The sequence below is a fragment of the Hymenobacter ginkgonis genome, from assembly GCF_009755225.1.
Taxonomy (GTDB): Bacteria; Bacteroidota; Bacteroidia; order Cytophagales; family Hymenobacteraceae; genus Hymenobacter; species Hymenobacter ginkgonis.
The window spans coordinates 631,272-651,309 of sequence record NZ_WQKZ01000001.1 but is presented as its reverse complement, the minus strand read 5'-3'; the positions used below and the strand labels follow the sequence as shown (position 1 = coordinate 651,309).

Annotated in this window: 17 protein-coding genes; 10 read left to right on the top strand and 7 right to left on the bottom strand. The window is 57.7% G+C overall.

What is annotated here, in order from left to right; genetic code table 11:
- Positions 1 to 78: 78 nt before the first annotated feature.
- From GO988_RS02510 to GO988_RS02500, 3 genes are all read right to left on the bottom strand, one after another.
- Complete coding sequence (locus tag GO988_RS02510) at positions 79 to 801, bottom strand: hypothetical protein (RefSeq protein WP_157561950.1); 723 nt, start codon at positions 799 to 801, stop codon at positions 79 to 81.
- Positions 802 to 912: 111 nt separating this feature from the next.
- Positions 913 to 1,539 carry a hypothetical protein gene (locus tag GO988_RS02505; protein ID WP_157561949.1) on the bottom strand — a complete coding sequence of 209 codons (627 nt, stop codon included), beginning with the start codon at positions 1,537 to 1,539 and terminating at the stop codon, positions 913 to 915.
- 117 nt (positions 1,540 to 1,656) lie between these two features.
- Positions 1,657 to 2,001 carry a hypothetical protein gene (locus GO988_RS02500; RefSeq protein WP_157561948.1) on the bottom strand — a complete coding sequence of 115 codons (345 nt, stop codon included), beginning with the start codon at positions 1,999 to 2,001 and terminating at the stop codon, positions 1,657 to 1,659.
- A 1,103-nt stretch (positions 2,002 to 3,104) separates the two neighbouring features.
- On the opposite strand from GO988_RS02500, the gene GO988_RS02495 reads away from it, so the two are divergent.
- From GO988_RS02495 to GO988_RS02470, 6 genes are all read left to right on the top strand, one after another.
- Positions 3,105 to 3,443 (top strand): hypothetical protein, encoded by a 339-nt coding sequence (locus tag GO988_RS02495; protein WP_157561947.1) that lies wholly within the window; start codon positions 3,105 to 3,107, stop codon positions 3,441 to 3,443.
- A gap of 531 nt (positions 3,444 to 3,974) precedes the next feature.
- On the top strand, positions 3,975 to 4,268 hold the full coding sequence (locus GO988_RS02490; RefSeq protein ID WP_157561946.1) for a hypothetical protein: 294 nt from the start codon (positions 3,975 to 3,977) through the stop codon (positions 4,266 to 4,268).
- 50 nt (positions 4,269 to 4,318) lie between these two features.
- The gene (locus GO988_RS02485; protein ID WP_232341339.1) at positions 4,319 to 4,549 is read left to right on the top strand and encodes a hypothetical protein; all 231 of its coding nucleotides are present in this window, start codon (positions 4,319 to 4,321) and stop codon (positions 4,547 to 4,549) included.
- A gap of 74 nt (positions 4,550 to 4,623) precedes the next feature.
- Complete coding sequence (locus tag GO988_RS02480; RefSeq protein WP_157561944.1) at positions 4,624 to 5,190, top strand: phage tail tape measure protein; 567 nt, start codon at positions 4,624 to 4,626, stop codon at positions 5,188 to 5,190.
- Positions 5,191 to 5,206: 16 nt separating this feature from the next.
- On the top strand, positions 5,207 to 5,428 hold the full coding sequence (locus tag GO988_RS02475; RefSeq protein ID WP_157561943.1) for a hypothetical protein: 222 nt from the start codon (positions 5,207 to 5,209) through the stop codon (positions 5,426 to 5,428).
- A gap of 23 nt (positions 5,429 to 5,451) precedes the next feature.
- Positions 5,452 to 5,745 carry a hypothetical protein gene (locus tag GO988_RS02470; RefSeq protein ID WP_157561942.1) on the top strand — a complete coding sequence of 98 codons (294 nt, stop codon included), beginning with the start codon at positions 5,452 to 5,454 and terminating at the stop codon, positions 5,743 to 5,745.
- 30 nt (positions 5,746 to 5,775) lie between these two features.
- On the opposite strand, the gene GO988_RS02465 is transcribed toward GO988_RS02470, so the two are convergent.
- Both GO988_RS02465 and GO988_RS02460 read right to left on the bottom strand, forming a co-directional pair.
- Entirely contained in the window at positions 5,776 to 5,949 is a 174-nt protein-coding gene (locus GO988_RS02465) for a hypothetical protein (RefSeq protein ID WP_157561941.1), read from the bottom strand.
- A 69-nt stretch (positions 5,950 to 6,018) separates the two neighbouring features.
- On the bottom strand, positions 6,019 to 12,930 hold the full coding sequence (locus tag GO988_RS02460; protein ID WP_157561940.1) for a LamG-like jellyroll fold domain-containing protein: 6,912 nt from the start codon (positions 12,928 to 12,930) through the stop codon (positions 6,019 to 6,021).
- Between the two features lie 434 nt (positions 12,931 to 13,364).
- Between GO988_RS02460 and GO988_RS02455 the strand changes: the two genes are divergently transcribed.
- From GO988_RS02455 to GO988_RS02445, 3 genes are all read left to right on the top strand, one after another.
- On the top strand, positions 13,365 to 13,925 hold the full coding sequence (locus tag GO988_RS02455; protein WP_232341338.1) for a DNA/RNA non-specific endonuclease: 561 nt from the start codon (positions 13,365 to 13,367) through the stop codon (positions 13,923 to 13,925).
- Between the two features lie 289 nt (positions 13,926 to 14,214).
- Positions 14,215 to 15,657 carry an FG-GAP-like repeat-containing protein gene (locus GO988_RS02450; protein WP_157561939.1) on the top strand — a complete coding sequence of 481 codons (1,443 nt, stop codon included), beginning with the start codon at positions 14,215 to 14,217 and terminating at the stop codon, positions 15,655 to 15,657.
- Positions 15,658 to 15,753: 96 nt separating this feature from the next.
- Complete coding sequence (locus GO988_RS02445; protein ID WP_198172475.1) at positions 15,754 to 16,224, top strand: hypothetical protein; 471 nt, start codon at positions 15,754 to 15,756, stop codon at positions 16,222 to 16,224.
- A 99-nt stretch (positions 16,225 to 16,323) separates the two neighbouring features.
- On the opposite strand, the gene GO988_RS02440 is transcribed toward GO988_RS02445, so the two are convergent.
- The gene (locus GO988_RS02440) at positions 16,324 to 16,899 is read right to left on the bottom strand and encodes a hypothetical protein (RefSeq protein WP_157561937.1); all 576 of its coding nucleotides are present in this window, start codon (positions 16,897 to 16,899) and stop codon (positions 16,324 to 16,326) included.
- Between the two features lie 247 nt (positions 16,900 to 17,146).
- Here GO988_RS02440 and GO988_RS02435 point away from each other — a divergent pair, with 247 nt between their 5' ends.
- Complete coding sequence (locus GO988_RS02435) at positions 17,147 to 17,458, top strand: hypothetical protein (RefSeq protein WP_157561936.1); 312 nt, start codon at positions 17,147 to 17,149, stop codon at positions 17,456 to 17,458.
- Positions 17,459 to 17,606: 148 nt separating this feature from the next.
- Here GO988_RS02435 and GO988_RS02430 read toward each other — a convergent pair whose 3' ends face one another.
- Positions 17,607 to 19,970 (bottom strand): phage tail tape measure protein, encoded by a 2,364-nt coding sequence (locus GO988_RS02430; RefSeq protein ID WP_317164796.1) that lies wholly within the window; start codon positions 19,968 to 19,970, stop codon positions 17,607 to 17,609.
- Positions 19,971 to 20,038: the final 68 nt, after the last annotated feature.

Genomic DNA, 20,038 nt, shown 5'->3' with positions numbered 1-20,038 from the left:
TGGATTGTCTACTCTTGCGCCGACAGGTGGCAAAGCTTGCAGTAGGCTAAATAACTGTTTTCGTGCATTTAGCTCATGCTAAAAAATCACGTCACGCAGACGACTGCGGTAGTCGATGGCTTGGTAAACTTGAGCGGGCAAGCGGCCCGGCGGTAGGTGCACGATAGCCCCGCAGCCGGTGGGAATACCGGCCTCTTCGAGCAGTACGCGGTAGAGGCTGATTTGCAGCGAGTACGTGTTGTGCTCGTGGTCAGCCAAGTCAGCGAACGGCCCCCACATCATGCGCCAGATGGTATCGCGGTCGGAGTTGATGGCCTTATTAGTCTTCCAGTCGAGCACGTAAAGCTGCTGGGTGGGCACGTGCCAGCTCAGGAAGTCAAGCGTGCCACACAGGCCAGTGGGCTCATGGAAAACACGTAACTCCTGCGCCACTGGCAGAAAGTCTTGCAGCCGGCCCTGGTACAGGGCTAGAAACTTTTGGCAGCGTAGCAGGACCTCCCTATCGTACTCGCAAGAAGCATTGGCATCCTGGTAATAGGCCTCGATATACTCGTGCGTTTTGGTGCCTACCCAGTTACTACGCTTCCATTCAGCTAGCACCTGCTCGGTGGTAAGGCCACGCTTAGCGGCCGTACGCGGAGCCTGGGCCTGCGCGTCGAAGGTTTCTTTGTATTGCTTAATCCACTGGCTCCAGGACGTGAGCTGGCGCTGGTCGAGGTGGTACTCGTGTAGCTCAGCATTGAAGCGCAGGCGGGGGTCAGCAAACAGGCGAAGGCGTTCGTAAATCCAGTCTGGTATCATGGGTTGGGCGAGCCCGGTGCTGCTTGAGGTAGTTGTTAGTAAACTAGGCAGTACTCGGGCACGAAGTTCCAGAAGCGCGAATCTTTCAAATTATGACAAGCAGCTTCTGCCCTACTTACTGAGGGTACGTGGAGTTAATCGCTTCGTTAACGATGCTGATTTAGGTAGTATCAGCCGTCGCAAGGGACTGGCTGGGCGTAGGTAGGCTTGTAGCTCTTCAAAGGTGAAGTCGGGCCCGAACCGCCCATTATAGTCCTTCGCGATAAAGTCCGACAGCAGCTCATAGCTAACCTGATAGGGAAAAGACACGAAACCATCTACCACAGCTAGCTGCTCAGGATCAAGCACAAATTCCTGCTCCCGTAATCCCGCTACATCGTCCTCGCTCAGCAGCGGCTCCTTGCTTTGCGGGCCACGTTCTTCGATATATTCCTCGATTTGCTGATGCAGTCGCCAATTGGCTTCTAGTTGAAAAGCTGCTTCTCGGCGTGTATCCAGTTCATTGGGGAAGTACACGGGTTGGCCTGTACACAAGTCCAGTGTCTGCGAGCTGTAAGACGCATGCACACTGGCACCTACCATCTCGCTGCTTAGGTGCAGGCCTAACAAGTTGTGGCCAAAGTAACTCACCTCGCAGGCTTGCGTACCTGCGTCGCCGTCAATAGCTGCTAATTCACCCCGTAATACCCGAGCAATAACGGCATCGAGCGGCTTATGGCCTGTAGTGATAGTAGGCAAGATGCGTCGGGGCTGCTGGGTGAGCCCCGCAGGGGGGCAGGTGGCTGGCTCCGGCCCTTGAGTCGGGTGCAAGAGCACTGGTAGCAGCGGCTCCCCTGCCGTCGTGGGCTGTGCCTGTCAAGTGCCTCGCAGGCTGCCATCTGAATAGGGCGTAAGGGTGAAAATACCGCTGAGCATCTCGAAGCCACCTCCATCAGTGTACTCCATCAGCAGCAGCTTGCCCTTGGCATAGGGAGAACCCTGTAGGGTAATTTCACCCTTTTCCTTATGATAGTAGTAGGTGGCCGCCAGCATGTTCTCGGCATCGATATTGAAGAAATACAGGTGCACGGATAGCTTGCCGTTAATCGTGCCTTCGTAGTAGTGAACTAGGTGCGGCGCGCTGGGCACAGCGGATGCGATAGCCTGCGCAGCAGCTCGGTGGCTCAGGCTGGCAAGTAGCAAGAACAGTAGCCAGCGCACAGTGGGTAAGAGATTGACGGGGGACGCGGAGCAACGCATGGCACAAAGAAAAGCTCTACCGCAGTGGGTGTGGCCCTGCACGACCCACTTAGCCGCTCGCTTCCGTCGTACCCGTCCAGAGCAGATACAAACGCTTCTTGATACGCTTATCATGAAGCCAGTGCACTCAACGCTAGAAGGCGCTTATGTGGGTAAGCTAATAGCATGAGTTCTGTCAGTAAGCTACATTTTACGCAGTTGAATAGGCCTGTAGATAACATTTAAGTAGGTTCTATGTCACATGGGAAATAGATTACTAATAATGAAAGGCCCACTACTTTGTGATAGTAGTGGGCCTTTCATTATTAAGTAATTAACCTTTTTTATCTTCTAATACAATGCGTCGCTCTGCCTTATGATACCCTGATATTGTTTGTACTGCGCTATGTTTTAATAATAGCTAGTGGATCTAAATCAATCGCATGTAATTAATAGAATACTTACAATAGTCACTGTATTACCAATGTTTTAAAAGCATTGATATAAGATTTAGTTGTAATTAATGCACTAACAAAATTGCTATACTAATCTAAGCTCAATTCTGAAACAAGAATGAATATATTTTATAATTATACCAATATTTATTTGATATTTAAAATAAAAATGGCGAAAAGTGGCACATAGATGGCGAAAAGTGGCACATTTTGGATAAGCAGCATTTTATGTCGCCAATCTTTGGTGCGTTATCAACACCCCAGCCTTTTCTAGTGCCAAACGCTATCTATAAGCGATTATAATCATTTAACAATCGCTTAACTCCTTACTTATATGTCTCCACAATTGCTTAAACGCTTGTGCCTTTATGTGAGGCAATTCTTAATGGCCGCGCTGATAAAAAAATTTGCACTAGCTCTTGCAAAGCACATTATAGCCGTCAGCGGGTTGCACTCACGTCATCTTTTTCTGCTCTAACTCTTACTAAGGCTTTGTTGACTTACTCACTACAACATGTGCTTGATGATGAGCACGACTCTATTTGCTCACTTAATTGTCGCGAGCATTACTATTTAGTGCGAAATCATCAAGTCAAGTACGATTGCCTTCACGACAAGTATGCCACTATCATGGAATACTTTTTACTGGGTGAATACGACAGCCTTAACAGCGAGCACGACAAGGCTAATGCAGAAGAATTTGACTATCAACTTCAAGAAGTAGGAAAATTTAAAAAACGCTATCTGGACCACCCAGGTTTATCCTTTCCCGGTCATTTAGCTCAGCATCGATTAAGTGACTTAGGTTTAGTCTACCGGTATATGTGGGAGATTCGAGAGCGTAAGGAAAGCCTTATAGCGGCATACATGCCTACTAACAATGAGCAGTCACACTTACTGAATAAGTATAACCACTTATCTAAAAGGCAGCTAAAGCACTTATGGGCAAACTTATTAGGCGTTAAGTAGCCGCTTATAAGCGGTTACACTATCTATGCTTCCAAGAAATAATCGCTTATAAGCGGCTATACTACTTACAGTGCTACACTGCGCAATGTGTGTAGCTATTATTTATGAGTAGAAGCCGTGAGCCTACTGTCCTACACCCAGCTCAGTGGACGAGTCTATTTAAGGAAGATGGTGGTGCTCAGCGCAGGGACGCGATGTAGGCGGAGTGAGAAGTGAGGGGGGCCGTAATTACGTGGCCCAGCTTGTCAGAATGGTACAGGCGCTAGTGGAAGATAAGCCCTATTTAGGGTAGGGCTATTGGTCTTCAGAGGGGAGATAGATGGCCTCACCCAGCTTCCACATGAAATCCACGTCACTTAAAAGCACCTGAATACGCTCTTCGCTGGAGTCACTAACTAATTGCAAGGCTACTGAGTCATTAGATGCTATGCGCCGCAATAGTGTTTTACCACCTTTCAATGCTAGCATAACCTCAACGTCCTGCGCGACTTCTCCCGGCTGACGGGGCGAGGGCCCAGTGAGCTGGGCCAGATGCTTACCGAGAATTACGCCGAAGCCCTGACGGCCCTGCTCAGCTGCGCCGTGCGCCGCTTCGTGCCCGCCTCGGCCCTGCCAGGCGGCTTCTCCCAGGACGATGCCGGCGACTTGATTCAGCAACTCCCCCCGACTGAAGCCCGGACGCTGGCCGAAGCCATCACGGAAGCCATCGTGTCGCCAAACCCTTTGATGGCCGCGCTGACGGCGACAGTCGCGGCCCGCAACCAAGCCCGCCAGATGCCCGCCGCGAGTGGGACGCACACCTCGACTTCGCCCTCGGCGAGCTAGGGCTGCACCCCGCCATTTTCTGGCAGCTCACCCTGGCCGAGTTTGACCGTATGTGCCGCGGCTACCATCGGCGCCAAACCGAAGGCTGGCGGCGCACCCGTCTGCTCGCCACGGTGCTGGTCAACCTGCACCGCGACGCCAAGACGCCCGCGCTCAGCCCCGAGGAGCTGCTGCCCTTACCTGGCGATACCCTGCCCGAGGCAGCTCCCGACCTCACGCCGGAAGACGTCGAAGCCCTGTGGGCGCTGCTCGACGAACGCGACGCCGCCATTCTCACCTAATCAATTAGCCAGGCCAAATCTCCGCCACTGTGCCGGGGGTTTGGCCTCTTTTCTATCCAGTATTCATTCGTCTTATGTCCGATATCCTTGCTTCCGTCAGCGTCGTTTTAGGCGCTGAAATTTCCGGCTTTCGCGCCGCCATGGCCGATGCCCGCAAAAAGCTCAAGGGCTTCGTGCAGGCGGGGGAAGCCGTCAAGGATATCGGCAAAAGCCTGATCACTTACGTGAGTGCGCCGCTGGCAGTCTTGGGCGCAGCCTCCCTAAAGGTGGGTGGTAACTTTCAGGCCGCCTTCAACCGGGTGGAAGCGGCCACGCAGGCCAGTGGCGCGGCCTTGGCCTCCTTACGCGACAAGGCGCAGGGCATTGCTCTCGACCCCAAGCTCCAATTCAGCTCCGTACAGGCCGCGCAGGCCCTGGAAGCGCTGGCCAAGAACGGCTTGAGCACAGCCCAAATTCTGGGCGGGGCTGCCGACGCCTCCACGGCCCTGGCCACCGCCACCGGTGCCCAGCTGGCCACGGCCGCCGACATCACCACGGACGTGATGAACAACTTCGGCAAGTCGGCCCAGCAGGCTGCGGGCCTGGTGAGCACCATCACGGGCAGGTTCTTTGCACACCAGCATCCTCTATTGACTAGCTAAAGATTTTCTTTGTGCAATGGACCAGCACGAGAAAATAGAGCGCCGCACCTTCAGCGGCCCTGGCACTAACAACGCCCTCGACGGTTACGCCGGCTTCCGTGTGGGCCAGAGCTACCAACTGCGGTGGACGGTGCTGGAGAATAGCGACGTGAGCATTGCCATGGACCATGTGGAACGCACCGACCTTGCGCCGGCGGTGATGACGGCCGCGCGGTTTAAGGAATGGTTTGCAAAATAATTTATGAAATCATAAATTCATCTATGATTTACGAATTCCGAGACGTCGGCTTTCATGGCAAAATAGTGCGTTTTATAAAGCCGCTTAATTTTAATAGTGATGGCCCAGAAGTCGCACCAATTGACCAACTCGTCAAAATCGGAGAGGCTATAGAGCAAGCCGAGCCAGCCACCATCGTGGTTATTATGTCTGGTCAGGGCGACACTGGCTTTAATCATAAAATCCCTGGGCGCGTAGAATTCATGGAAGAATTTTGGCCCAGCTACCGCCGCCTACCTGATGACTATTATGATTGGGATTCAGTTGAGTCTGAATAAAAAAAGCCCGACCTGACCAGTAGGGCTTTTTCATGCCCATCCCTCCGGCAGCCGCACTCCATGCGCATAATCCTCCAGCGGCACGCTACTGCGGAAGCTGCGCAGCACCACGGCTTGGCCCCGTTCCTCATCAATGCCCACCTCGACAAAGAAGCCGCGGCCGTCGTCGGGCAAGTGGTAGAAGGTCTGGGCCTTTTCTCCCATTGTTAGGCTAGGCACATGCAAAAAGGCCCCACCCTTGCAGGTAGGGCCCTTCGGCAATCGGGCTGTTCTTTATTCTATACCTAGGCGAGCAGTCTGGCTGCCACTGCGAACCAAGTAGACGCCCGTAGGCAGCCCAGCCGGCAAGGCCAGCGCGGCAGTACCAGTTGCCTCTGCGGTCGTAGTATATACCAGGCGGCCTAGCGCGTCATATACCTGCACTGTAGCGCCGGCTTTGGCTCCCACCAGGGTAGCTGCCGTGTGCGTTGGATTAGGATAGAGAGCGAACTCCAACGCGCTATGGGGCATAATTATGCTACGCACGGGCGAGTAAGTGGCGGTGCCATTGAAGTCGACTTGCCGCAAGCGGTAATACAGGATACCCGTGCCGGGCAGCGTGGCATCCGTCAGCCCGTAGGTGTGCGCTGTGGGGCTGTTGCCAGCGGCTGGCACCTGGCCAATCTGGCTGAAGGATATTCCATCGAGGCTGCGCTCTACCTCGAAGCGGGCGCTGTTCAATTCGGAAGCGGTAACCCAAGTCAGGCGTACTGCCGCGCTACCTTGGGCAGTAGCTGCAAAGCTAACCAGCTGTACCGGCAGCGGGGCAGCGGTGAGGCCGGCCGTGAAGTCGGAGAAGCCCGTTAGGTCGGTGCGGCTGAGGATGGGCGCAGTGTTGGAGCCGGCGGTAGCCACGGCGCTGCCCACCAGGGCCCAGTCGGCGGTGGCATCGGCGCGCTTGAGCAGCAGCAGCTTGCTGAAGTCGCTCACGCCGCTGATGCCGCTGAAGGTGAACGTGGCGGTGTAGGTGCCGCCCGTCAGGCCATCGGCAGCGGTGAAGTGCCAGTAGCCGTCATCGGAGCCTTTGGTGGCCGTGTTGCCGTTTTCGGTGAGGGGCAGGCCCTGGCTGCCGGCGGGGCTGGCCACAAACTCGGCCATGAGCGTGCCGCCCGCCGTGGGCGCGGTGGTGTAAGCGATGGTAGCCGGGCGGCTGGCCGTTGCCAGGCCCACCGGGAAGTCGCGGCTGCCCGTGCTAGCGGCTATCCAGCGCTTCAGCGGCCCGGCCACGCGGCCGGTGTTGGTGGCGGTGGCATCAAGGGTGCCGGTGGTGGTGGCCGTGGTGCCCAGCGTGAGCAGGTTGGTGGCGGTAGTCGTCACGATGCCCTGCCGCAAGCTGAGCGTGCCCGGCGTGGTGAGTGCCTGCGAGAGCGTGACGCCGGCCGCATTGTTAAAGGCCAGCGTAGAGGCAGCGCTGAGGGCCGCCGGGGGGAAGCCCGTGCCCGTGACCTGGGCCACGATGCCGTTGAACTCGAAGCTGGTACCCGCCGCGAAGGTGCGGGTGCCGGTGCTCTGCACGTTGCCGGTGGCCGTGCCGCTGGCGCTGATGCCATCGGGGCTGCCCAGGCGGAGCGTCGCGCCGGCCTGCGTAACGAAGGTGCCAGTGCCGGTGAGGGTGCTGGTGCCCATGTCCAGGATGGTGGTGCCGGCCACGGTAGTATTCACCAGGCCCGTGATGGTGCCGGTGTTACTGAAGGTCTGCGCGCCGGCGGTGCTGGCTTTGCCGAAGAGCAGCTTCTGGGTGGTGCTGGCCGTGTTGCCGGTGCTCACGGTGCCGGCGTTGCTGACGTTGCCGTTCAGCGTCACGTTGCCGCCCACGTAGTTGATGGCCGGGCCGGTGGCCGCCGACAGCAGATTGAAGGTGGCGCCGCTGGCCACCGCGAAGTCGCCGTTTACCGTGAGCGGGGTAGCGCGAAGCGAACCGGTGGCCGTGCTGGTGGGCTGCGCCGCCGCATACGTGCCCCCGTTGAGCTGAAAGCCGCCTTGCACCGTAATGGGGGTGCCCGTGGTGGCATTGCTGCCGCCGAAGCTGCCCACTACGCTGGTGCCGGCCAGCTGCACGTAGCCGCCGGTGCGGGTGCCGCTGCCGTCTACGGTACCCAGCGTGAGGGTGCCGGTAGTGGGCGCGTTGAACAGGCGCAGGGTGCCCAGGCCGGTGCTGCGCACGGTGAGGGTGCCGGTCACGGTGGTGGTGGCGATGGCCGTGAACAGGTAGGGCGAGGCAGCCGTCAGGGCACCGGCGGGCAGGGTTGTCAGGTTCACGTCCAGGTTTTGCAGCGTCTGGTTGACGGTGACATACGTCTGGTTGAGGATGCCCCCGGCCAGTTCCAGCGTCGAGCCGGCGCTCCAGGTAGGTGCGGGCATGGATAGGCTAGTTGTCGTCGCATACTGCACCACCCGGCCGCCGTTGCCGATGGTCGTGGTCGCGGTATTGATGCCCTGGGTGGCCGGCGTACTGGTGCCTGTGTTCAGCACCAGCGTACCGTTTACCAGCAGGGCATTGGCCCCGGCTACGCTAATAGTGCTGATGTTGGTGCTGGTACCCGTCACGCCATCGGCCCCGCTCAGCCGGCCGGCGGACAGCACCCCGCCTGCGTTCACGGTCATGGTCGCGCCGTTGGGGATGGTCAGGGTAAAGCCGGTCAGGGTGTTGAGGATGCCGCCGTTTTCGACGGTAGTCGTCTTGGTGCTGGTGGCGGCGGCCACGGTCACGGTGTGGCCGTTGCGCACGTTCACGGTGCCCACGTAGCTGCCGCTGGGGGCCACCGGGGCCGCAAACCAGCCGGTGCTGCCGTCATAAGAGGTTTCCCAGGTAGCGGGGTTGCTCCAGGTGCCGGTGGCCACGCTGCGGAAGTAGGTGGGGGCCACCACGGCCTGCACGGTGTAGGTGCGGGTGGCGTTGCCGTCTTCTGACGTCAGCACGACGGTGGCGGTGCTGCCCACGCTCAACGCGCCCGAAGCCGCGCCGCTGGTCACGGCCGTGCCGTTCACCGTGATGTTGGTGTAGCCGTTGCTGGCCGTCGGCATGAGGGTGTAGGTGCTCGTGCCAGTGGGCACGTACAAGGTGTAGGCCAGGGTAGCGGTGGCAAAAGCGGGCGACAGCTGGCCTGCCGAGGCCGTCAGGTTGGTCAGCAGCGCGTCGGTGCCGATGGTGTGGGTGGTGGCGGTGGGCGAGTAGTCGCCCTGGCCGGTCACGCTGGCTTTTTCGGCCCGCACCCGCATGTAGTAGTTGGTGCCGTTGGTGAGGCCGGTGACCGCCACGCTGGTGCTGCCGTAGCCCGAAACGGGGAACGAGGTAACCCCCGAGGCAAAGGTGCTGGACGCGGACACGTCGAGCACGTAGCCCTCCACTGCGCCGGTCGCCGGGGTCGCGCCGTTGAGGAGCGGGGCCATCCAGCTGGCCGTGAAGCCGGTGCCGGTGCTGGCCGAAGCCGCCAGGCCGGTGGGTTGCAGCAGGGCGTAGCTTTCCACCCAGTTGCTGGTGGTGTTGCCGTTGGTCAGGCTAAAGTTGGTGAGCGTGCCGGTGGCGCCGCTGGCCGATTGGTCGGTGAGGGTGGTGTAGCCCGCGTTGTTGCCGTAGGCCGTGCCCTGGTCGAAGTTATAGTACGCCACTAGGCTGGCTGGCACAGCAGGGCTGGTACTGGTCATGTCGACCTGCACCTGGGCCGGGGTCAGAGCCGTGTTATAGATGCGCACCTCGTCGAGGCGGCCGTTGAACTGCTCGGTCGAGGTGAGGGGCGGAATGCGCTTGCCGATGTTCCAGTCGAAGCCGGTGGTGTTAAAGGCCCCTTGCGCGTTGCTGACGTCGAGCACGCCGTCCACGTACAGCTTCAGGCTGGTGCCATCACAGGTGGCCGCCACGTGGTGCCAGTGCCCGTCGTTGATGACCTTATTGCCCTGCAAGTCGTTGTTTTCGCCTACGTAGTACAGGTGGCCGTTGATGAGCAGGATGCCCGAGCGCTGATTGCTGGTGGCCGTGCCGTAGTTGACGATAACATTGCTGCCGCTCGCTGTCGTCAGCACCCAGGCTTCGAGGGTGCGGGCGGCGTTGCCCTGGGGCAGCTGCGGATTGTTGCCGGTCACGTAGTCGTCGCTGCCATCCAAGGCCAGCGCGTTGCCGGGCGGCGTCATGGGCGTAAAGGGGGCCCGCGTCCCAATGGCGCTGTACGCGCCCTGGCCGCTCACGCTGCCGGCCTTGTCGGCCCGCACGCGGTAGTAGTAGGTCTGGGCCGGGTCGAGGCCCGTCACGGCCTGGCTGGCGCCGGCCGCCGTGATGGGCGAGCCGGCCACCAGCGCAGCCGCCGCGAAAGTGTTGCTGGTAGCCACGTCGAGCACGTAGTTGGTTATCGTGCCGATGGCTGGGGCCGTCCAGTTGGCCGTGAAGCTGGTGGCGGCGTTGGCAGTGGCAGCGGCCAGCGTGGGCACCACCAGGGCGTAGCTTTCTACCCAGTTCGAAACCGTGCTGCTCAGGGCGAAATTGTTGAGGGTGCCGTCGTACAGGTTGCCGCTCTGGTCGGTGAGAGTGGTGCTGGTGGCGTTGCTGCCGCCGGCCGTGCCGTGGTCGAAGTTGTAGGCGGCCACCAGGCCAGACTGGGGCAGGGCGGGCTGGTTGAGGTAGGCCGCCTGCACCTGGGCCGCCGTGCGGGCCACGCTCCATATGCGGACTTCATCGAGCAGGCCATTCCAATAGAGCGTATTGCCCCGGGCACCGAGCGTAATGGGGCTGGTGCCCGTGGGCACGGCCCCGGTGGCGGCCCGGCTGTTTTCCAGGGTGCCGTCCACGTAGAGGCGCAGCGTGCTGCCGTCGTAGGTGCCTACCACGTAGTGCCAATGGCCATCGGCCAGGTTAGTGCGGCCATAGAGCCAGCCGCCGCTGTTGGTCGACACGTTGTTGAGGAAGAAGGAAGCCCGGCCAGCGGCCCCGCCGGCACCGTTCAGGGCCAGGTACCACGAGTCTTCGCCCTTGGTGGTGATGTACTGCTCGCCGGGACTGGTGGTATTCACCCAAGCCTCCAGCGTAATGGCCGCCGGGAGGTTGAACGCCGCATCGTGCGGAATGCTGACCCTGTCGTCGCTGCCGTCGAAAGACAGGGCATTGCCGGGCGGGGTCAGCCCGCTGGCCGTGCGCACGGTGCCGCTGGTGTAGGCACCCTGCCCGGCTACCGCGCCGGAGGTTTTGTCGGCCCGCAAGCGGTAATAGTAGTTGCGGTTGGGCAGCAGCCCGCTCACGGCTTGGCTGGTGGCCCCGGCCGGCGGGCTCACTGTGCCGGCCACGGTGGCGAAGGTGGGCGACAGCGAGTAGTCCAGCACGTAACCGGTGACGGTGCCTACCAGCGGAGCCGTCCAGTTGACGGTGAAGCCCGCAGTCGTAACGGCGGTCGTAGCCGCGAGCGTGGGCACCACCAGGGCGTAGCTTTCCACCCAGTTGCTGGTGGTGTTGCCGTTGGCCAGGCTTAAGTTGTGCAGCGTGCCGTCTTGGTAGTTGGGAGAGCGGTCGGGCAGGGTGGTCAGGCCGGTATTGGCGCCGCCGGCCGTGCCCGCGTCGAAGTCGTAGGCGGCCACCAGCCCGGCCTGGGGGGCCGCGGGCCAGCTGGTGTAGGCCGCCTTCATTTGAGCTGCCGAGCGGGCCACGTTCCAGATGCGTACCTCGTCGATGCTGCCGTTGAAGTATTCGTAGCCGCCGCCCGGGCTGGGGCCGTTGGTGCAGCCAATGCGCAGGTTGCTGGGGCTGGGCACTGTGTGGCTGCCGGGCGTGTCGCTGCCTACGGCCACCCCGTCGAGGTAAATAGTGCGCGTCGTGCCGTCGAACGTGGCGGCTACGTGGTGCCAGTGCCCGCTCAAGTCGGGCGTCGTCACCACCAGGTCGGGCCCCCACCAGTAGTTGATGATGCCCGTCGGCGACAGCCGCAGCGCGTTCACCTGGTTGCCGACGCCCCAGTTGCCCCAGCCGATGATGCCCTCCACCCCCATCGCATTGGGCTTAATCCAGGCTTCAAGGGTGTAGGCGCTGTTGCCCGTGGGCACGGGCGTTGTGTTGGGCAGGGCCACGTAGTCGTCGCTGCCATCGAAGGCCAGGGCGTTGCCGGGCGGCGTCAGGCCGCTGCTGGTGCGCAGGTTAAACACGTCGCGCGAGTAGGCGCTCTGGCCGGTCACGCTGGTTTTGTCGGTTTTCAGGCGCAGGTAGTAGGAGGTGTTCACGGTGCGGCCGGGCACGGTTGCGCTGCTGGCCGAGCCGGCGGGCGTGAGCGTGGTCACGCCCGCCGAGAAGTCGGCCGTGGTCGAGACGTCGAGCACGTAGTTGCTCACGGTGCCCACCGGCGGGGGCGTCCAGGTCACGCTCAGGCTGGTGCCGCTGGCGGCGCTGGTGGCGGCCAGGTTGGTGGGCTGCATCAGGGCGTAGCTCTCAATCAGGTTGGAGGTGTTGCCGCTCAGGGCGAAGTTGTAGAGCGTGCCCACAAAGGTGGGGCAGCCGCCACAGCGGCGGGGCACCGGGTTGGGCTCGGTGGTCTGGCCGGCGTTGTTGCCGCCGGCGGTGCCCCGGTCAAAGGTGTAATTCATCAACAGTCCTGCCTCCGTGGGGAGCACTGTGTTGTTGAAGAAGGTCTTGATTTCGGCCGCCGAATGGGCCACGTCCCAGATGCGCACCTCGTCGATGCTGCCCTGCCAGGGGTCTTGATTAATCTGGAGGCTACCGATGTAGGTCGACGAGAAATTGGTGTAGCCCCCGGTCCGAGAGCCCTCGGCCACGCCATCCACGTACAAGGTCATGTTGTAGTTGATGCCGCCCCCCATCACGGCCGCTACGTGGTGCCACTTGCCGTCGTTGAGGAGGGTGGTGCCCACCAGGTCATAACTGGTGTTAACGGTGTTGTAGGACCGAAAGCGGGCCTTGCCCCCATACATCCCCACCATGAAGTTCGGGTAGTTCGAAACAATGGTGCCGCCATCGCCGGTGGCGGCGTTGGTGGTGCGCACCCAAGCCTCCACGGTATAGTTGAAGTAGCCAGCGGAGTTCGACGTGACGATGTAGTCGTTCATGCCATCGAAGTTTAGGGCGTTGCCGGGTGGCACCTGGGCCAGGGCGGGCAGGGTGCTGAGTACTAGCAGCAAGGCCAGCTGCCGTAGCCAAGAGAAAGTAAAAATACTCATAAGGGAGAAAATAAGATAGGTAACCCCCTTGAGTATGAATTATACTTTAATAAGATACAGCAAAGGCCTAGCAAAGGTACAAATCGACTTGTATGCCATGCTATAGCATAAACATGCTAGGTGAAAAACAGAGAATTTTTTGCATTATTTCATCATGAAATTTGGTGGAAAGCGTTTTTTCTCAGCTATAGATCACTTCGTGCTTTGGAGTGCTTAAATTAAGTGTGTGTATTGCGAGGCAACAACCACGCTGACTGTAGTACTACCAAATTGGCACCCATTCGTCAGTTATAGTTAAGACGGTAGTTGTCAGCTTGTTCTTAAGATGTGCCGCACCCGGTACACAAGGCTCCTGGTCTTGCACTCTTCAGTCATAGTCGACCTGAGCCGCGCCTGGGAGGACAGCGCCGCGCGGCAGGATGATTTCCGCGCGGATGCCAGTTCGCAGTAGTTGGTACCAGGTCAAACCCAGCGACTATTCGGGTTACGGCTTCGACCGCGGGCACCACTGCCCGAGTGCTGACCGCAACGGCTCGGTGGCCGATAACTCAGCCACGTTTTTGATGAGCAATATGATGCCCCAGGCCCCGAACAACAACCAGCAGACCTGTGCCAACCTGGAAGAGTACACGCGCTCGCTCGTTGATGCGGGTCAGGAAGTGTATGTCATCTGCGGCTCCTATGGCAAAGGTGGCACGGGAAGCATGGGCTACCAGACTACGATTGCCGGGGGTAAGGTGACGGTGCCGGCTCGCTGCTGGAAGGTAGTTGTCGTGTTGCCCACTGGCAGCAACGATGTGAGCCGCATTACGGCGAATACCCGGGTGATTGCCATCAATACACCCAATGACAATGCCGTAAGCTCTAGTTGGGGTAACTACCGCACCAGCGTCGATGCGATTGAGGCCGCGTCGGGTTTGGACCTGCTCTCAGCTTTGCCCCTGAGTGTGCAGAATATGGTGGAGGCTAAGACCGATACAGGTCCTTCTAACTAAGGAAATTGCGTGCCCCAACACTTGCTGCATATGTAGCAAGTGTTGGCTAGAAGGGTAATGGGGGCAATAAAAATCTTCACCTGATAGGGCGGGGAGGATGCTGGCCTGACAGTTGGGAGACTGACCAGTACAGTATACCGGTTGAATTGATTCGATTGCTGTGTAGATAAAGGAATAATTAAATTCAGTTTTAGTAACTTCGTTTGTAATGGGCAAGTAGGGGCAATCTCTTTGCTATTGGTGCAATTTTGCATCTCATAAAAAAGCACAATTTTTAACATGTTTAATTATGAAAAAAACACTTACTAAATACTGTTGCGCGGGTATTTTATTAGCTTTTAACTACTTGCCTTTCAGTTCTGTTGCGCAAGTGTCATTTGCCCCAGTAGCTACTTACACAACTGGAGCGGACGGTTTATATAAAACTACCGTAGGCGACATTAATGGAGATGGCAAGTTCGACCTCATCGACACTAATGCCAACGGAACAATTGGGGTGCTTCTAGGTAGCGGCACAGGGACATTCTCTTCAGCAACTACCTATAGTACAGGCTCCTTTACTAAGCCTTATGGCATCGCATTAGGCGACGTCAATGGAGACGGTAAACTAGACGCCATTACTTCCAATGATGGCAGTAGTGTGAGTGTCTTGTTAGGGACAGGTAATGGGGGGTTCTCAACTGCTAGCCTGTACTCAACAGGGGCCAATACTCAACCGCAAAGCGTTGTGCTCGGTGACGTGAATGGCGACAGAAATTTAGATGTAGTTATAGCAGCCTTTAATGGCACTATAGTGGTGCTCTTGAATGATAAGAATGGTCATTTTTCTGCTCCTACTGCTTATTCACTCGGTGATCAATACAGTCGCCCAGAAGATGTGGTCTTGAAGGATTTCAATGGGGATAGCTACCTGGATATAGCGGCTATCTCTTCGCCTTCTATTTCGGTAAACCTAGTAGCAGTTTTACTCAACAATGGTAATGGTAGCTTTCTATCACCAATTACTTATTCCACCGGCGCGGATACAGCCCAGCCCCTTTTTTTAGCTGCTGGTGATGTAAATGGAGATGGTAAGCTAGATATCGCAACCAGTAATGTCTTGAATGGCTCCGTTAGTGTGTTAGTAAATAATGGCGTCGGTGGCTTTGCTACAGGTGTTGTTTATAACGCCCGGTTAGGGGCAGACGATCAGATTGGCATTATTGCCATGGATGATATAAATGGTGACGGCAAACCTGATATTGTCGTTCCAAATCAAAGCAGGGGTTTAATCAAGATTTTACTCAATAACGGCAATGGGATCTTTACCCCGCTAACAACCACTTTTGCAACAGGAGTAGCCAAGAGCAATCCAGCCTCCGCCGTGATAGCAGACCTGAATGCTGATGGAAAGTTGGACGTGGTGACTACAAATTATAATAGCAAAAATCTAGGTGTTTTACTGAATACAAGCAGCAACCCGCTGGCCGCTACACCTGCTTATAGCGCGCTTGCTGTTACTCTTTATCCTAACCCAGTAAAAGCCACTACTACGATAGAGCTGCCAGTTGTGGCAGGAGTTACACAGGCCACGATACAACTAAATGACGCACTGGGCCGCGTAATAAGTACAGCTTCAATACCCTTGGGCAAACCCTATGAGTTGGACGTGCGTAGCTTCAAAAACGGGATCTACTTTCTGCAACTTCAAATAAAGGATCTGTTGATTGTAAAAAGGTTAATTGTTGACTAGTAAATATTTGTAAATTAAATTACAAAAAACCCCGACCATATGGTTGGGGTTTTTTTGTTGTATTTACTCCTAATTACCTGCTATACTGAGCAGCATATGTTGTTTGGCAGCATGAAAAAGACGTTACTGCTTACCCTTCTTCCCCTTTCGCTACTTGGTACTGGTGGTTGCTCGAAAAAAGAAGACGACGCCACGCCTACTGCTCCAACCCCCGCGCCCGCACCTACTTATAAGGAGCTTATTATTGGTAAATGGAATATCACGAGTAAAGATTTTCTGTATACCCCACCTACTGGCGCGCCCTATACGCGGTCGCCCAAGTATACAAAGGGGCTTTATACCAGCGTTTTTACAGCCACTACGGTGGAAGAAACGCTTGCTGGACTCTCAAGCGGAGTCAATACGTATAGCCTTTCCGGCACTACGTACACGACTGCCGGCTTTTCAACGTACACCTACAAAATTCTAGAGCTGACCACCACGCGGCTTGTCACGAGTACTTCCTTTGACACGGGCACTAATGACAATTCACAAGTAATTGTGGAAACAACGACCTTGGAGCACTAAAGAACTTATTCTATTTCCCAAGCGGTGTAATTAGCTTGCCTAGTTTCTCATCCACAGTACCTGTAAAGTAGAGGGCGCGGATTAGGGGTAGAGGCGTAATTATTTGCCTCGAACCAGAATAGATGCATCAAAGAATTGCGTCCGTTGTGCGGTTCCTATCTCTCCCGTTTTGTCTTTTGGAATGAAATAGAGTTGGTAGATTCTTGTATTCGTTGTTAATACACGCACATACTTGACTCCTGAGCTGCCATCTACTGTTAAGGTGCGGAGCTTGACGGTGAAGCTATCTAGCTCTGGCGTGGTACTAACCGTTTGTTCCAGTAGCTCGCCGTGCAATTGCGCAACCATTAAGGGAATGCCTCGGCTTTTATAATAGGCTTCTCTTTCGGAGGTAGTACCTATGTGTGGTTGAGCGGTAAGCAGGGGAATACTCACCAGAATGTAATTCGCAGTCGCGTCTTCTACGCGAAAGGCTTGCGAAGTTTGTACCCGTAAACTGTCTCTGCTTGGTGAGTTATTTGCTGCCATTGTCGCTGACACATCTAGCTGCTGAGGAGGCGCAGGAAACCGGACAGTAAGCTGCTGGTCGATGGGGTAGGCCTGCCAAACTCGTTGCTGTGCAGTAGCAGGCCAGTGCAGCAGTAGGCAGCATAGTAGCGCATAACAATAATTCATGCCCGCTAAGCTACACAGTGCTATTCATCTAAGCTTAGCTGTACAGAGGAGATGGTAGCTTGAGAAGTGATGCCCTGTCGCATCTTAACTAGGCCAGGCGCTGAAGTCTAGGTATCCTGCCTCTTAGTCGAGGTTATCAGGGCGTACGCCCGGAAGTTTGTAAAGCCACTCAGTTGCGGCCGGGGGTTTGCATAAGATGAGGCAAGCAGCAGTAGTCACTGCGCTCCACTTTGCTTCACTATATCCCATGAAAACTTTCCTGTTTGCCACAATCGCCGCCGCCTTACTTACCACTACTAGCGCCTTCGCTGCGCCTATCGCCAGTCAAGACGGCCGCGGTTACCCGCCGGTCGAGCGCGGCCGCGATACTCGGAATGACTACGGCCGTGAATATCGCCCCGACTTTCGGGAGCGGGACCGCCGCCCTGAGGGCCGCCGCTACGACCGGCAGCCGAACTACAGTTACAACCAGGGCCCGAGCTACGGTTACGAGCAGCCGCAACCAGTGATTTTACAGCCCCGCCGGCCCGTCGGCATCTCCATCAACGTGCAGTTGTAGTTGATTGATATCGATGCTTTATGAAGGCTAAGCCTGCAAGAGCAGTTGCAGAAGACTGCTAGAGAAATAGCCCGTCAAAAATAGTGTTACAAAAAAGCCTCGCCAGCATACTGCTAGCAAGGCTTTTTTGCGAGTATAGGAGCAAGAGTTAATGCTTGCCCACTACCCGGCCCTGGCGGTCGGTCTCCAGCGTTAGAGCACCTTGCAAACTGCGGCCACTGGCTGTAATCTCGACATAGTGCGTGTACACGGCTGGCGCCGCAGCAGTAGCCGCGGGAGCGAGAGTGGGGGTGAAGGAGCGCGGCGAGGAGACGGGCGTCGTATTCAAGCTGGTACCACCTGAGGAACTGCCAGCGCTACGAGAAGGCGAGGCCTGCGCACCAGCAAAGCCCCCTAGCGCGGTCAGGGCAGTGCCGGCTACCAGTTCCGCTAGGCCTTGGCCAATGTTGCCGAGCGCGATATCAGCCACGCCTTTAGCAATGACCATGTGACCATAGTCAGCTAAAAACTTAGCAAGCGTTTGCAGCAGGGCCTGACCGGCGGCCGCCAGCACATCGCCGCCACTGCCCAGGGCCTCCCCAATGCTGTAGCCAATGTTGGTGAGCGCCTCGGCGGGAAAGGCGGCCAGTAGCTCCGATAGGTTTTTATTGAAATCCTCTTGCGCCTGGCTCATGGCGTTCTGACCAGCCTGCTGCGCCGCTAAGCTCTTGTCATACTGCGCCGCGATGGTTTCGGCATCCGGGCTGAAGATGCCGTTCAGGTCGGGCTGCACGAACTCCGGCACCTTCTCCAGCTCAGGTACTTGCAGCTTGAACTCGGGCGTTTCGTTGGCCTTCTCCAGCCCTTTCACTGAGCGAGTAGGCAGTGTATCAATGGCCACGGCCAGGCTTTTCATATCGGCTACGAGCCCTTGCACCGTGGCGCCCATCGGGGCAAAGCCGGCCGCCACCAGCGACTTGATGCCGGCCTCCAGCACCTTGGCCCGGCCCCCGACATAATCGTACTCGGTGCCCAGCGCCCGGCTCAGGTTGTCGTTGAGTGCCAGCTCGGCCCGCAGCTTAGCCAGCGCATCCTGCATCTTAGTGCTGGCTTCGCTTACCACCTTCAGGCCGGCAAAATCCGTGAGTTGGTCGCTGAAATAATCGACTTCCTCGCCCGCCTGGTGCACGACCGGCGGAATGCCCTTGAGCTGGTCGATAAGCCCGCCTACCCCCCGCCGGGTGGCGTACAGGCTCTCCAGCTTGGCTTGCAGATTGGTGACTTCCTTGGCCGTTAGGGCGTAGTACTGACCGCCCTCGTCATCGCCACTGGCGACGAACTTGACGTGGTTGCCCTGCTTGTCCACCTTGTTGAGCTGGGCCAGGGTATTGGCAATTTGCCCCTCGAGCTTGCGGTACTCTTCCCGCTGCTTGGTCAGGTCTACCTTATTAACCTGCTCGGCAATCTCACGCTGCCGCTGGATATAGTCCCAAGCCTTGTCGGTGTTGATATCCAGCACCTTGCCGTAGGCATCGAACTGCGTGACGGTCGTGGGAATCTCAGTCCCAATTTTTTCGATGATGCTGCGCAACTCCTCCTGCTCAGCCGCCGTCAGGCTGCTTTTGGCCTTCAGTTCGTCGTAGCGGGCCAGCAAGGCAGAGTAGGTGTGTACGGCGGACTGCTGGGCCGTAAAGCGCTGGCTGACGTCTTCTACGCTTTCGGCGGCCTCGGCATTAGAGGCTACCAGCGCGGCAGCGCCCAGCGCCAGGGCCGTAAAGGCCGCGACCACGATACCCACGGGCCCGCTCAGCACCAGAAAGCCCGCCTCCAGCGCGGGCAGCGCCGCGCCCAGCGTGCCGACCGCTACCAGCACGGGGCCCGTGGCCGCGGCGATGCCGGCCAGCGCTACCCCGAACTGTAGGATGGCCGGGTCCGCCTGGGCCAGCTCACTGGCCAGGGCAGCTCCCTGCTGGGCTAGGCTGGTAGCAAAGTCCAGGATGCCGTTGTCGGCAATGGCCTGGCCCAGTCCCTCCACCGAGCTTTTGAAGGCCTCAAAAGAGCCGACAAACCCCTGGTTGAGAATCGCGCCCTGAGAAGCCGCATTGACCTTGGCAATGCTAACGGCCATTTGGTCAAAGCCCGCGACGCCTTCCTTGGCTAGCAGCAGGGCCGTGCGAATCGAGTCCGCCCCGAAAATCTGGGTGCCCAGTGTGTTTTTCTGCTGGTCCGAGAGGCCCTTGAACGCCTGTTGCAGCTGGCCGGCAATGTCGCGCAGGGGCCGCATCTTGCCCTGCGCATCGAAGAAGTTGAGCCCCAAATGCTGAATGGCGGCTTCCGCTTCCTTGCTCTGGGGCACCAGCCGCTGCAAAAAGGTTTTGAAGCTGGTGCCCGCATCGGAGCCTGACGAAAAGCCCGAGGAGGTAACGCCGAGCGCCGTATTGAAGTCCTCGAAGCTGACGCCTAGCTGGCCCGCCACGGCCCCTGCCTGGCCCAGCGCCTGCCGGTAGTCATCAATGGCAAACTTGCTGGCAATAGTGGTGCCTTAATTAGTCACCACTCAGGTACCCGCTACGCCACCTGTAATTCTTCCTCGCGGTAGCA